We start from the raw sequence: 14,102 nt of genomic DNA on the forward strand, positions 1-14,102 counted from the left end.
CCATTATGCAGTTGCCAGAAGCGGTTGTGGCTGCTCATCTAGCCGACGCAGATTGGCATCCAGCACACCTTGGGCAATTAGCTTGCGAATATGGGCAATACGCTGAAACCGCGGCCCCTCGAATTCCTCCAGTGTCAATGAAGACCGACTATACGCAGCCAGAAGCTCCTGTGCCCCTGCGACCGCATCCCATTGCGGCTTGGCCTCCGGCAAAACGCGCGCCAGTTTTTCAAAACTAACCCGATAAGAACGCGTGTCGGGGCCTGCATCATCTGCATACTCGATCCGGCAATCAGGAACATTGTCTGCAACAATGCTGGCAATATCGCGGATGCGGTAATTATGCTCGGTCGAACCCACGTTGAAAGATTCATTGAAGACCTTGTCACGCGGTGCTTCCATTGCTGCATTAAACGCACGCGAGATATCGCGAATATGAACAATCGGTCGCCAAGGTGTACCGTCGGATTTAAGGTAGATAAGCCCCTTGGTAACTGCCCAGGCAACCAGATTGTTCAGCACAATGTCGAAACGCAGGAATGGCGAAACGCCGTAGGCAGTCGCCGGTCGCAGATATACCGGGCAAAAGCTGGAATCTGCCAATGCTCGTATCTCTTGCTCGGCCCTGACTTTGGAGCGTCCGTAAGCAGTGACGGGTTTAAGCTCTCCGGTTTCATCAATTAAATCCGCGTCACTGATGCCGTAATTGCTGCACGATGATGCAAATAAGAATCTGGCAACACCGGCTGATTTTGCCGCTTTCGCCATAGCCACACTGGCATGATGGTTGATCTCATAGGTAAGCTCTTCATTCAGATTGCCAAGCGGATCATTGGACAGTGCCGCCAGATGAATAACAGCGTCGAAACCCTCCAGATCGCGTGGAGACACATCGCGCACATCCTTACGGATCGTCGGCACATTCATAACCGTGCCACCTTCTTCGAAAAGACAATGCTGATATAGGCCGACATCATAGCCTGAAACATCATGTCCCGAATTGATCAGTGTCGGCACCATCACTGATCCGATATAGCCCTGATGCCCTGTAACAAGTACCTTCATGTCCGGTTCCTCAGCTGAACGATGGATTCAAGGTAACGGGCCTCATCGGAAGCGACGAGTTAAACGAAGGCATGTTTGCTTCGGACAAGCGGTGAATTAAGACGCGAAAGGTAGTGGAGACTACCTCTTTTGAATGATCTGCAACTGTTCAGGACCGCCGATCAATAAAATCCAGTCGCTGTTATTTACATTTTTTCGGTCTTCCGGTGCCGGAAAAATGCCAAACTCATTGTCAAATTCTGGGCCGAATTCTGGTGCCTTTGACGGTAGAAATTTACCAGACGCAGGATCAACCCATAAAGCGATCTGACCATTGCCAATAACACTTCGTTTCACCTTAAAGCCGTCAGCATCACCATAGATGACGATCAGACTGTGATCTGGCAAAGCTGCCGCATAGCTTTGAGCAACGCCGGAAATCTCACTATCTCGATCTGGCTTCAGTTGCGACCATGGTATCTTATCGAAAAAAAGCCTTCATGACTGACATAGACTGCGCTCCCGGACTGGCCAGTGCTTCTTGCCAGCTTTGATCCGAGGTGAAGACACCAGGGCCTGAAAAATGCCAGATGGGGTTGTTTCCAACAAAAAACTGCCCGGCTGCACCACCTAAAAGCGCGCCATATGCATTCCGCCGTATCATACGTGCAGTCGTCTCACGCTCATACTCATAGGCCCCTTCAAGAAAGATTATAGGCATTCCGCCTGATTTACTGCGATCCAGGATCGTTTTGTGAACGTCGTTATATGTATAGACCGTGTCGATCGCAAACCAAGGCTGATCTTTCCAGATCTCATTCGTGTTTGTATCGCGTCCCGAATGAACAGTCTGCAGCGCCTGGGGAGAAATTGCTGCAATTCCTTCTGCAAGCTTTGACACCAGTGCTCGATCCGGCGCATCAAAATCACCGCCCAACACCCAAACAATGTTGGAGAATTTCGAGAACCGTTGCGCGATGGCTTTGCCATAGACTTCCATTTTGTCAGGGCCCGCAGCTTGTGCTTTAGCGAACCAGCCCTGATCGCCACCGTTCACCCCAAGATATGCAGGAGCAAGAAAGACCACCAGCCCAAGCTTTTGGGCCTGTTCAATTGTCCAGGCAGCATGATCAAAGTATCTAGGGTTAAGCGCGCCAAAGGCCTCTCGTACGAAAGGTTGCTCACCATAGGCATTCCTTGGCGGATTGCTTGAAAACTGATGCTCAATCAGATTGACCAGAATGGCATTAAAGCCGCGCTTGCTGCGATCAGCCAGATAAGTTTCGACATCGCCTCGCTTCAGCTCTGCGATCAACGACCATGCCGTGTCGCCCTGCAACAAAAACGGCCGACCTTGAGCATCTTCAAAAATACGATGATCCTGGCTTACTCTGATCGGAAACGCATTTTCGGCTCGAACCACTCCTGTCAGAAGCAGCAGAAAACCCAAGATTAAACCTAATCGCGACAGCATCATCGCGTTGCTGGTGGATAGGATGGCGCATCGTTAAATCGGCGATACACCACTTGCGACGGGCGGCCAGTAAGATAATTGTCGACACCATCATTGAGAGCTCGAACATAAACGCCAAGCGCTCCATCAATTGCGTCGATTGTACGTGCAATGTCCGTATCACTGTGCGTGTAGCTTACAACCAGAGACGGCATCAAAACACCGCGCCGGATGGTCTCCTGAAGGAAAAGTGTCCGCAACGCCTGAGAGGATTGTCCATTCTCGTCGAGAGTAGCGTAAGCCAGGCAGCAAGGGCGTCCGACCAAGCGAACATTGTTTTCCAACCCATGGGCTGAAATCGCCGTATTGACCCCTTCGACAAGCTTCCGACCCTGTTCGTAAAGCCGTTCAATGACAGGCTCATCGCGATAGACTTTCATGGTGGCGATTGCAGCCGCCATAGCGTGCGTTTCGGCCCCGTGCGTGGTCGAAAGCAAAAAGACGCGGGCATAATCGGTTTGGGTAAGCCCACCGAGCTGCATATATTCAGCTTTCCCTGCAAGTGCCGAGATCGCGAAGCCATTTCCCAAAGCTTTACCAAAGCAAGATAGATCAGGCTCGATGCCATAAAGCTTCTGAGCGCCGCGCATATGCCAGCGAAAGCCCGTTATCATCTCATCGAGGATAAATAGAGCACCATTTTCATGGGCAATACGTTTTGCCTCATGCAGAAAGTTATCTTGAGGTTCATCCATCCGCGCGGGTTCAAGAATTAGCGCTGCAATCATGCCCGGATAATTTTCAAACAACGTTCTCACGCTCGCAATGTCATTGTAGCGAAAAGTGGTCGTCAAAGCTGACACCGATGCAGGAATACCTGCATTCATTTTCGTCGTTCCGATGAACCAGTCATCAGTCGAGAAAAACGGATGATCGGCACAACATGCTATCATATCGCGACCGGTATAGGCGCGCGCCAGACGCACAGCTCCGGAGGTGGCATCCGATCCATCCTTGCAGAATTTCACCATTTCTGCTCCCTCGATCAGCTCAAGGAAACTCTCCGCACATTCAATTTCAATCGCGCTTGGACGTGTAAAGTTGCAACCATCCTGCAACGCATCACGCGCCGCATGCAGCACCGGAGGATAGGCATGTCCAAGTCCCACGGCGCGATTGCCCATTCCGTACTCAATATACTGGTTTCCATCGACATCGAACACATGCGATCCGGAACCACGTTGTATGAAACCCGGCGCCAAGACCGGATATTGATCATCACCTTTGGCATAGGTATGGCAGCCGCCCGGTATGAGGGCATGGGCTTTACTTCTGAGCAATTGCGAATTGCGAAACCGGGATGTGAAAAGGTTCATGACCTTGTCCCTTTGTTAATTACCAGTTTTGACGATCACACTGTGGACCAGGCTGTGTTGAGGCGCTCTCGCATCTGTCGGAGCCAGTTCTTGACTGGTTTGGGCAGCCGGCTTCGCAGGCTTGAATGTAAAGCGTTCGGCATTGTCCATTGTGAGAGCGCTAAAGATTGGGCAATGGCGGGCCGGTTCTGCATCAGGTTTTCGAGAAGCCCTGCATAGGCCTGCCCCGCCAGATCACTATTGAAAGCTACCGCGACTTTAAGGACGGCAGCCTGAGCCATTTCCATTCTCAACTGCTTATTGTCTGCAAGAAGATCTATATGACGCGCGGCCTGTCTGAAATCTCCAACAGGAAACAAAAAGCCATCTTCACCGTTTGTGACGATTGTATCGGTCACGCCCGCGATCTTCGAAACGACGGCAGGGCAACCCTGGCTCATTGCTTCAATTAAAGTAAGCCCAAAACCTTCAAAACGGGATGGCATAACCATAACGTCGTGCTGACTGACAAGCCAGGGGACATCTGATGGTGCGACCCAACTCGTAAAACTTACTTTCTCACGAAAACTTTCAAGCCGATGGCGCAGTTCAACCAAATCCGGACCGTCACCCGCGACAGTCAGATGATAGTCGCATTTTAGCTCACGCAGAATGTTGGGTAGCCAGAACACGCCTTTAGAATTGTCCTCAATTCGCCCGAGATAAAGCAACCGTAAAGGTGCGTTTTCATCCCGTGGGGAGGCCACCTGCGGGGCGAGAATGTCCTTGCTCAGACCATGTGGGATAACCAGCGTTCGCGCGGCATCAAAGCCATATTGGTTGACCAGATCATCCCGGCAACGTTTTGATACGCCAACCGTCGCATGAACATGATCGCGAATTGCACGAGCGGCCGCATAAGTTCCCGGCGTGATGTTGTGCACGATCATAATACGCAAGATGTCATCTGGGAGATATCGCACCAGATTTGTTTCAAAGCGGCTGGACAGGACGTTCACGAACACCGCTTCAAATTTATTATCGCGTAGAAACGCGATCATCCGTCTGGCACGTGTTTCCTCGTCCAGCACGCCCATCTGATCAATTGCATCGCCCTTTCGCAACGCATCACTTAGTCCCTGACCTGCAGGTGGAAAACTGATCGTTTCTCCTGCTGCTCCCGCAGCCAGCCACCGCAATTCAATGCCGGATTGTCGAAGTGACGAGCTCAGGCGCGTAAATACAGAGTAGGTCCCACCGATATGTGGACGGACAAAGTAAGCACATTTCATGATCACAACCCTGCTGCCCAGAGACCAAGACTTCGAGGGAAAAATCCCTCGAAGCCTTACTCCGGTATATCGGGGGGCGTTTGATATACCGCTTGCCAGTGTAACGAAATTGCTCGACAACGCATTTTGTCTATGAGGGGTATATCCCTTCATACATTAGAGGATGGGGTTCACCCTTCTGCCAGTTTTCATAAAAACTCATACCGGCTTAGCTTGTGAATGCAGCTGGAGACACTTGTATGAGAATAGGTCTTTTCGGTCAGTTCGGTTCTGGCAATACCGGCAATGACGGATCGCTTGAAGCAATGCTGCAACTATTGAAACGTACATGCCCTGGCGCTCAACTCATCTGTATATGCTCAAGACCTGAAATCATTGACGAGAGATTTCAAATAGACGCGATTCCCGTTGGGCAGCCTGCATCAGACAATACATTCATCAGGCTGATCAATAAGGTTCTCTTACAGTTTCCACGCCGTATTACCGGCTTTCTAGGTGCTGTGTCGTTCGCTCAGGGAATTGATCTGATCATCGTTCCGGGCACCGGTATTCTTGATGACTTCAATGAAGATCCGTTTGGCTGGCCATTTGCCGTTCTACGTTGGTCGGTGGCCGCAAAATTGGCGGGGGCGCGTTTTGCTTTCATTTCCATTGGTGCAGGACCTGTCACTCATCCACTTAGTCGCTTTTTCGTCCGCAAAGCGTCGATGATGGCCGCTTACCGTTCCTATCGCGATCAGGTTTCATACGATTTCATGAAGTCTTTGAACGTCGATGCTGCAAAGGACGGTGTCAGTGCGGATATCGCGTTTGCGCTTCCGACTGTCGAAGACGAGTTACGTAACAGCGGCGATCAGCGGGTCGGTTTGGGCATTATGACTTATAAAGGCTGGAAAAAGCGGGCTGCCGACGGTGCTGCAATTTACAATAATTATCTCGACAAGATGACCGAGCTGATTGACGAACTTGTGCTGGACGGACGGCAGGTGCGCCTTCTCACCGGTGATAAGGGCGATCTTGAGGCCGTTTATGATCTGCAAAAACGTATCCGCGCGCCGAATTTAAGTAATGTTATTTTCGAGCCCGTTGCTTCTCTGAATGACCTCATGCAGCAAATTGCAAAAACGGATATCGTCGTTGCCAGCCGATATCATAACATCGTTTGCTCTCTTTCCATGGGCAGGCCCGCAATTTCGATTGGCTATGCCCGTAAGAATGATGCACTTCTAAATGACACCGGCCTGAGTGAATTTTGCCACCACATCGAGAACTTTGATCCGAAAATATTACTCGCTCAGATCGATAATATGTTTTCTCACCGAGAAGAACTCGTCAAAACCGTCAACGCTGGTGTGGGAGTCTATCGCGAGCGACTTGCCAAACAAGAAGAAGTCTTGCGCGTCTATCTTCTCCAGAAAATAAGATGAGCCCAATTTTGACGGATCATTACGGGGAAAGCCGCCGGCGACGCTGAAACAAATAGTCAAAAGGTGGCATCAAGGCCATCAGGGGATGCCTTTTAAGCGCAAAGGTCATCAGAGATACAGACCCTTCTTCGCGTCTGACAAGATTTGACCACGCCGACCAATAAGCTCGTTTGGTAAGGCAATCACACGCTGCCGCGAGGTGTTGTTTGGCCTGTGGCATATCTCGGCCGTCATTCTCGAAGAATGAGCGAAATCCAGCTTCAAACTCTCGGTTCCAGTGCATGATTCCTGCAACCTTAGCCGACTGGTTGTTCGAATGAACACGCGCATAAGCCTGGACAGTTTCAGTCGAGGCAACATTCCCCAACAACGCCAGACGCAACCACATCTCAAGATCATCGGTATGCGGAAGTGTTTGGCGGTAATATCCGGCCTGTTTCTGAACCGGTGTGCGCACTACCGCCGTCGGCCCGGCGACCGGGTTGAAAGCATGTTTGCATGCTAGTTCAATGAAATCAGTGCCAGAGCTGATATTCCATTGCCTGTCGCCTGCAATCATGGGTCTTTGGGGACGCTTTTCATCTTTTGATATTTTTTGGGTCGCCCCATATGCAAGGTGAGCATCGGGACATTGCTCAAGCACATGCACAGCCCGAGACAATGCTCCATGCGCAAGCAAATCATCAGCGCATAATATAAGAAAATACTCGGACCGCGCCCAATCGATACCTTCGTTAAAAGACGCATGCGGCCCTGCATTTTTTGATCTTAGTAACAGTTCGATGCGCTTGTCATGCACTGCAAGATCACGCGCTATTGCTGCACTATTATCTTCAGATGCGTTGTCGATGATGAGCAAACGGACGTTGACGCCCGTTTGCGATAGCACACTATCTGCACATTCAAGCAGATAATGACCATAATTATAGTTGGGTATCACAACGTCGACAGTTGGCTGATCGGTGAAGCGCGTCTGCATAACCTGCCTCATTCCGCTGGCTCGGATAGGTTTGATCGCAGCAGTCGCGACCAACCAAAACTGCGTGCGAACTTACCCAAAAGCCATCTGAAAATCGGGATAAGCTCTTCCCTGAAGGGATGACGGATTATAAACAACGCCAAGAGCCAGCCAGCGACAGCCACTACCCCAGTGATAACTGCTCTCGTCCAATGCATATCGAGATGAAATCCATCCGCCGCCACCATGATAAGCGGGCCTGCAAGCGCAAATATAGTAACAAGTGCACTCTTCATCAGTTCTTTGGCCAGTACCCGATAGGAAAAATTCACGTGCTTTCGCACATAAAGAATGGCCACAATCATTTGAAAAGGCAAACTGATGAACTGGCTCAACGCCACAGCAAGCAATCCGTGAAATGCTGCAAGACACAAGATAATCGTGGCGACCGATCTTGAAATGAAGTTGGAAACGAAAGCCTCGCGGTTTGCACCAAGTGCCATGAGAAGGGGATAGGTCAGAATGACCGGAAACCAGAACAGGCTTGCGAGACTTGTGATGGCAACAATAAGTGCTGCTTCAGACCATCCCGGCCCCAAAATGATACGAACAGCAGGATAAGCCAAAAGTGCCAATAGCGCCTGTGCAGGCCAATAAACGACTGAAATATAAGACAAAGCCCGAACATAGGCGCGACTGATATCGCCGCCTGCACGAACGTGTGCCGAAAGCATGGGAAATGCGACCGTGAAGACTGCTGAAAGAAAAACGCGATCAGGCAACCCGCTTACGGTGTTTGCACGATTATATATGCCAACAGATGCAATCGGCATGAAACGCCCAAGCATCAGTTGAGGGAAGGTTTCGCATATCTTGTTCAGACCGGCATTGCCGCCGAGATAAATGCCAAATCTCCAGGCCACATCAATGCTGGCCAATGAGGGACGTAACAGACGCCCAAGAGGATAGATGGCCATCGCCAAACCCGTTGTCATCAACGCACTGGCAAGCAACCCGAAAGCAAAACACATGTGCCCGAAGCCACACGTAGCCATCGCAATCGTCACAGCCGCTCCGAAACCAGATCCGGCAGTGCGAATTCTGGCAAGAATGCCAAATGCCATTTCACGTCGCAATAATGCTACAACCGGTAATGAGATGCTTTCGACGATTGCCGCGATGATGGTTATATCGAGGAACATCAATAACAACGGATCATGATAGGACGCCGCAAAATACTCCCGCGCCAGATAAAGCCCGGCCGAGAGCAGCAGTGTTACAATCATGAGGAAGGTCATCGAAGTCCTGATGTCGTGGTCCTCGACTTTTTCAATCCGGATCAGAAATTCAGGGCTGGCAAACTCGCGTAAAGAAAAGACAATTGCCGCGATACTCAACCCTACCACACCCGCACCTGTTTCAGCCGGACCAAGAAAGCGGGAGACTGCAATGACTGTCAGGAAATTAAACAGCAGGCCAGCATATTGCTCCAGCGCGGCCATAAGAATGCCTCGTCGGCTACCGCTCATCATCTGCTCCTCTTCGGGAGATCAGGCAAAGCGTGTTTCGATCCGAAGACCCTGCTAAGTTTTTCGGACTGCGCTGCAAGCTGCTTGTGTTCTTTCAAGATATTTTATCCCCCCGGACGGACGAAACAGAACAGCAATGGGCTGCGTTTCATTCTGGTGCGTAAGGATAACTGTTTGCGGCCAACGGGGAACGTCACCGTTGGTGTTAGGCCCTGACCTGAAAGGAGTATGGTGCACGCTCTATAGCCAAGTCGTCGGTGCGTGCGTGAGCCGGTAAAAATCTAGCCAGTCCTAATTTTTACCCGCGCCAGGGAGGAGACATGATCAGTCTTTTCTGCATCACGCTTCTTGCTTTTTCCTTATCAGTATTATTCTGCTTAGGGTTTCGCGGACTTGCTCGTGAGTGGTATCTTATTGATATCCCCGATGCCCGGAAGAGACATGATGGAAATGTGCCCCTTTGTGGGGGAATAGCGGTTTTTCTTTCATTCCTGGTAGCAGTTGTTCTGACACCATCCTTGGCAGGCTCAGCGAATGCTATAGCTTTGTTACCAGGCCTGTTTCTGATCCTTGCAACCGGCGTTCTGGACGACAGGTTTAATCTTCCCGTCGCACCGCGCCTTGCAATGCAAGTGGTTGCTGCATTCCTGATTATCGGAATTGCTGGATTAACACAGATCCATCTTGGTCTTGCTGTAGGTGCAATACAAAGCGTATTCCTCCCAGCAACTGAAATTCCGGGCGAAGTTCTGGTGGGGCCGCTTTTCCTACTTATCGCACTCGCTTTTGTGGTCGGCCTCGTGAATGCCATCAATATGAGTGATGGTGTTGACGGTCTTGCAGGCTCAGCGAGTGCTGTGGCCTTTTTTTGGCTGGCAGCTATCTGCTTCTGGGTAGGCGAAAACCGCATCGGCTTACAGACACTGGCCTTAGCAGCTGCATGCAGCGGTTTTCTCCTGTTCAACATGCGGCATCGCTGGCGTGCAAAAGCCAGTCTCTTTCTCGGTGACGGCGGCAGTACTTTTCTCGGTGCGACACTTGCCGGGATAATCCTAATTCTCACAAATGCGCATGCTGAAATAGCCTTTCCGGCCGTGCTGTGGGTGGTTGTCGTTCCAGTGACCGATACACTCAGCCTCATTGTGCGTCGTCTTGCAGCGCGCAGAAGCCCGTTCTCTCCTGATAGGCAGCATTTGCATCATCTGTTCATGGACACCGGGTTATCAGCAGGACAGACCGCAGTTGCCGTCATGGCACTCAATTTCCTGGCAGGCGCCATAGCCTATATTTCGATACGACTGGGAATACCCGCCTGGTCAATGCTTATAGCGCTCATTATCCCGGCAATTGCACACACGCTGTTCGTCCTGCGCACCAACAGAGGTTTGCGCCCTGTTGTTAAAATAACGGCGGCAGAGCCAGCTCAAACACCAAAAGCTAACGTGACTCTACCAGGGGCAACTTCATGAGCGTTTCCGTTCTTATCATGACATGGAATGAAGAGGTCAATCTACCAGCCTGCCTGGCCTCGCTGAATTGGTGTGATGATATTGTCGTACTCGATTCATTCAGTGACGACCGCACGGTAGAACTCGCAAAAGCTGCAGGCGCACGCGTGTTTCAGCGGCCTTACGATACCGAAGACCGACAGAGAATGTACGGACTAACTGAAATAAAATTCAAACACGATTGGGTCTACACACCGGATGCCGACGAGATAACGCCTGCGGATTTGCGTGATGAAATGCTGGCAATAGCATCAGATCCAACCCGGCCAGAAGTGTTCTTTAAAGCACGCTACAAAAACATGTTCATGGGTCGCTGGATAAAACATGCGAGCCTTTATCCCACATGGATCACTCGTTTGGTGCGTCCTGATCGCGTTCGATTTGAACGCTCGGTACATTCGCGTGCAAGCGGTGGCCCAGAAGGCGCTCTACAGTCGCATTTCATTCACTACAGTTTCAATAAAGGCCTTGAGGCCTGGTACGACAAGCACAATCGTTACTCTTCGGCCGAAGCTGATCTTTCGTCCAACCGTCTGCTTGAACGAAAGATTGACTGGGGTGGCATAATTTCCACTGCGCCTGAGAGGCGCAGACGGGCGCTAAAATCTCTGTCTTATCACATGCCCTTCAGGCCATCCCTGCGCTTTCTTTACATGTATCTGTTGCGTCGAGGCTTCCTTGATGGAAAGCCCGGCTACCTTTATTGCCGACTTCTTGCTGCTTATGAATTCATGATCGTTATCAAGATGGAAGAGCGGCGTCTCATTCAAAGCGTCGAGTTGGACGGCGCACCGGTTCGCCATGGCCTGCAGAACAAAGAACCAGAGCGGCATATGGTATGATGTTATTGATTTTCCTGCCCTGTGCCGTTCTCTTCGGGTTGGCTGCAATGTTTTATTCAGAACCTGTTCTGACATTGCAGGATGATGGCACTAAAGCTGATGTTATTGTTGTTCCCGGTGGCGATGGACCACCACGAGCAGCACAGGCCGCCCGCCTCTGGAAAGAAGGCCGTTCACCACTCATTCTGATTACAGGCGATGGCGACTGCCTTTTCAATAAGCAGATAATGGTTCGTGACGGCGTGAATCCATCCGCAATCCTCGTAGAATGCCAATCGGGCAGCACCTGGCAAAACGCTTATTATTCCGTGCCTGTCATGCGTGAAATTCAGGCAAGAAAAGCGTTGATTGTTACGAACTGGTATCATTCACGTCGCGCAATAGCGAGCTTTCGCGCAGCCTGCCCGCAAATGCATTTCAGTTCTTCGCCCATTGGGGGTGATGGCAGACAAACAGGCTTTCCTACCACCCCTGCCGATATAGAACTGGTGGCAAAAGAATACGTGAAATTAGGCTGGTATCTGGTATCTGGCCGCATTTTCCCATGGGATCTGGTTCCGGACAATTCCTCCCCTACCCTCTCCAGCGTTTGCGCGCCTTATGGTAAAAGCCCATGAATATTTCACTCACCTGGATTTTTGTTGGTCTTGTGGGATGCTTTCTGGCAGGTGGGCTGCTGTTTCGCGCAGAACGTATGTACCAGTTTCCTTTTCTTGCAGGCGTAATGACATTTGGTTTCCTGCTGCCACAGATTCCGGCTTTGATGCATGACCAGTTTCTACCATCAGGTGCTTACGCCAAGACAATGTTTATGGGAATTCTATCGCTCGCAATGCTGGCACTTGGTTGGCGTATGACCAAAAAGCCCATCGGCTTTCTCAGCATGAGCTTTAGTGAACGCCGCCTCATCTGGGCTGCAGCAGGACTATCGGCATTTGGTGCAATCTTCTATTTTCTTTTAAGTCGTCTGCCCGGTGATATTTCAATCGGAATGCAGATGACAGGCATTCCCGTTGTCTATCTATTCTTTGCGCAGCTTATGCCCTATGGCCTCGCAATCGCCCTTCTTTGCTTTGCACGCCGGCCTTCATGGACTGTGCTGGCGATTATCGCTTTTGATCTGGTTTTCTATCTCGACCGCATTCTCGTAACGGGAAAACGCGCAGAGGCAATTCAGCTTTTGCTTATGATATTGCTCGCTTTGTGGTTCTACCGTCGGTTTGTTGTGCCGCGCATTCTTATGTCATTGGGTATTCTTGCGGGAACATTTCTGATGACGAGTATGGGCGATTATCGCCAGATTACGCGCGCAGCCTCAGGCTTTGTTCTCGATGACATTATGCAGATCGATTATGCGGAAAACTTCAATGAGACGCTGGAGCGCGGCGGTCTCGAAATGCGCAATGCGGTGCAGCGTATTGACGAAATCGACAGGCGACTGGAGTTTGATTACGGCAAGTTTCACTGGAACCGCGTGATCTTCACTTTTGTCCCAGCGCAGCTCGTCGGCTCGAAATTGAAGGATTCACTTCAGTTCAACACGCCCAAACCAAGCCGCGACTACAATCCTTCGACGGGCACAACCGAAACCGGACTGGTCGATGCATTTGCATCATTCTGGTACTTCGGCGCTTTCAAGTTTCTGCTCCTTGCATGGATAATGCGTAGGCTTTGGGAAACTGCGATGGCTGGAGAAATGCTGGGGCAACTGGTCTATATGCTATCGATCGTGCCAGCCATGCATGCAATATCGCATCAGACTGACTGGGTTATTCCGGTCTGGATCCATATGGCGATTTTCCTGATACCTGTTCTATCGCTTTGCCGCATACGCAATCAGTCAGTGGGTCTGCCGACACCGTTGCAACGCAATCCGCACATCCCTCAATTTATGTAAAGGATGGGAATGATGTCTATTACATCGCGATCAGATTCTCACATCACCATAAATGGAAGGAAGGACTCCTCTCGTCCAATGGAGGGCGGAGCAACCTTCACATTAACACACCGTCTTCAGCGTCTCTTCTGGCAGCTGACGTGGTTTTCTCTGGCTGCATGGACACCTTCTTTCCTGTGGCGCTGGCGAGCGATGATATTGCGGGCATTCGGTGCCCAAATTCACAAAACCGCCATTGTGCGCGGTAGCGCCCGGATATGGTGGCCGGGAAACCTTGTTATGGATGCCCATTCTTCACTTGGCCCGGGGGTTCTTTGTTATAACGTTGCGCAAGTGACACTGGCTCCTTATGCCATTGTCTCGCAACGCGCCCATCTGTGTACCGCAGGCCATAACATCGATCAGCACGACTTCCCGCTCACTGCAGCTCCGATTGTCATCGGGCCTTGTGCCTGGATTGCTGCAGAAGCTTTTGTTGGACCTGGGGTAAATGTGGGGGAAGGTGCCGTATTGGGGGCAAGAGCAGTCAGTTTCCGAAGTATGGAACCATGGATGGTTTACGCCGGCAATCCAGCGACACCAATACGTCCAAGACGAAAATCAGCTTAGAGCGCATCCCGAAAAGTGAAAATATAGATCAGAGCGCCAGTTTTCTTCAACTTGGCGCTCTGAATGCCGGAAATAGCGCTCATGTTACAGTGATCGTTTTCAGAGCATCCTGACCAGAGACTATATAAGCCGCAGCCGTCAAGTGACGTTTGCCATTCGTCAGGATCTCAGTATAAAGCACTGCCCAC

The 14,102-nt window shown here is 50.8% G+C and carries 13 protein-coding genes; 6 read left to right on the plus strand and 7 right to left on the minus strand.

All coding sequences use genetic code 11. The annotated features are described in order from the left end of the window. Positions 1–3: 3 nt before the first annotated feature. From C9380_RS20625 to C9380_RS20640, 5 genes are all read right to left on the minus strand, one after another. Entirely contained in the window at positions 4–1,065 is a 1,062-nt protein-coding gene (locus tag C9380_RS20625) for an NAD-dependent epimerase/dehydratase family protein (protein ID WP_128094507.1), read from the minus strand. Between the two features lie 120 nt (positions 1,066–1,185). Next, positions 1,186–1,452, minus strand: a complete 267-nt coding sequence (locus C9380_RS27700; protein ID WP_252869824.1) for a hypothetical protein — start codon at positions 1,450–1,452, stop codon at positions 1,186–1,188. Between the two features lie 73 nt (positions 1,453–1,525). Then, a complete protein-coding gene (locus C9380_RS20630; RefSeq protein WP_252869825.1) occupies positions 1,526–2,494 on the minus strand; it encodes a glycoside hydrolase family 140 protein in 969 nt (322 codons plus the stop codon). Positions 2,495–2,517: 23 nt separating this feature from the next. Next, positions 2,518–3,873 carry a glutamate-1-semialdehyde 2,1-aminomutase gene (locus tag C9380_RS20635; RefSeq protein ID WP_024896698.1) on the minus strand — a complete coding sequence of 452 codons (1,356 nt, stop codon included), beginning with the start codon at positions 3,871–3,873 and terminating at the stop codon, positions 2,518–2,520. A gap of 35 nt (positions 3,874–3,908) precedes the next feature. Then, a complete protein-coding gene (locus C9380_RS20640; RefSeq protein ID WP_128094508.1) occupies positions 3,909–5,144 on the minus strand; it encodes a glycosyltransferase family 4 protein in 1,236 nt (411 codons plus the stop codon). Between the two features lie 239 nt (positions 5,145–5,383). Here C9380_RS20640 and C9380_RS20645 point away from each other — a divergent pair, with 239 nt between their 5' ends. Next, on the plus strand, positions 5,384–6,571 hold the full coding sequence (locus C9380_RS20645) for a polysaccharide pyruvyl transferase family protein (RefSeq protein ID WP_128094509.1): 1,188 nt from the start codon (positions 5,384–5,386) through the stop codon (positions 6,569–6,571). Positions 6,572–6,590: 19 nt separating this feature from the next. Here the strand turns inward: C9380_RS20645 and C9380_RS20650 are convergent, their stop codons facing one another. Together C9380_RS20650 and C9380_RS20655 are read right to left on the minus strand one after the other, a co-directional pair. After that, positions 6,591–7,550, minus strand: a complete 960-nt coding sequence (locus C9380_RS20650) for a glycosyltransferase (RefSeq protein WP_128094510.1) — start codon at positions 7,548–7,550, stop codon at positions 6,591–6,593. 8 nt (positions 7,551–7,558) lie between these two features. Beyond that, positions 7,559–9,058 (minus strand): oligosaccharide flippase family protein, encoded by a 1,500-nt coding sequence (locus C9380_RS20655; RefSeq protein WP_128094825.1) that lies wholly within the window; start codon positions 9,056–9,058, stop codon positions 7,559–7,561. 320 nt (positions 9,059–9,378) lie between these two features. On the opposite strand from C9380_RS20655, the gene C9380_RS20660 reads away from it, so the two are divergent. Genes C9380_RS20660 through C9380_RS20680 form a run of 5 tightly spaced genes read left to right on the plus strand, consistent with a single transcriptional unit; the run spans position 9,379 to position 13,914 of the window. Continuing rightward, positions 9,379–10,527 (plus strand): MraY family glycosyltransferase, encoded by a 1,149-nt coding sequence (locus C9380_RS20660; protein ID WP_128094511.1) that lies wholly within the window; start codon positions 9,379–9,381, stop codon positions 10,525–10,527. After that, complete coding sequence (locus C9380_RS20665) at positions 10,524–11,408, plus strand: glycosyltransferase family 2 protein (RefSeq protein ID WP_128094512.1); 885 nt, start codon at positions 10,524–10,526, stop codon at positions 11,406–11,408. The genes C9380_RS20660 and C9380_RS20665 overlap by 4 nt, the downstream gene beginning before the upstream one ends. Next, on the plus strand, positions 11,408–12,025 hold the full coding sequence (locus C9380_RS20670; RefSeq protein ID WP_024896691.1) for a YdcF family protein: 618 nt from the start codon (positions 11,408–11,410) through the stop codon (positions 12,023–12,025). The genes C9380_RS20665 and C9380_RS20670 overlap by 1 nt, the downstream gene beginning before the upstream one ends. Further along, complete coding sequence (locus tag C9380_RS20675) at positions 12,022–13,305, plus strand: hypothetical protein (protein ID WP_128094513.1); 1,284 nt, start codon at positions 12,022–12,024, stop codon at positions 13,303–13,305. Before C9380_RS20670 ends, C9380_RS20675 begins: the two co-directional genes overlap by 4 nt. 12 nt (positions 13,306–13,317) lie before the next feature. After that, positions 13,318–13,914 (plus strand): LbetaH domain-containing protein, encoded by a 597-nt coding sequence (locus tag C9380_RS20680; protein ID WP_128094514.1) that lies wholly within the window; start codon positions 13,318–13,320, stop codon positions 13,912–13,914. The last annotated feature ends 188 nt before the right edge of the window (positions 13,915–14,102 follow it).

This window comes from Brucella pituitosa (assembly GCF_003049685.1).
GTDB lineage: Bacteria > Pseudomonadota > Alphaproteobacteria > Rhizobiales > Rhizobiaceae > Brucella > Brucella pituitosa.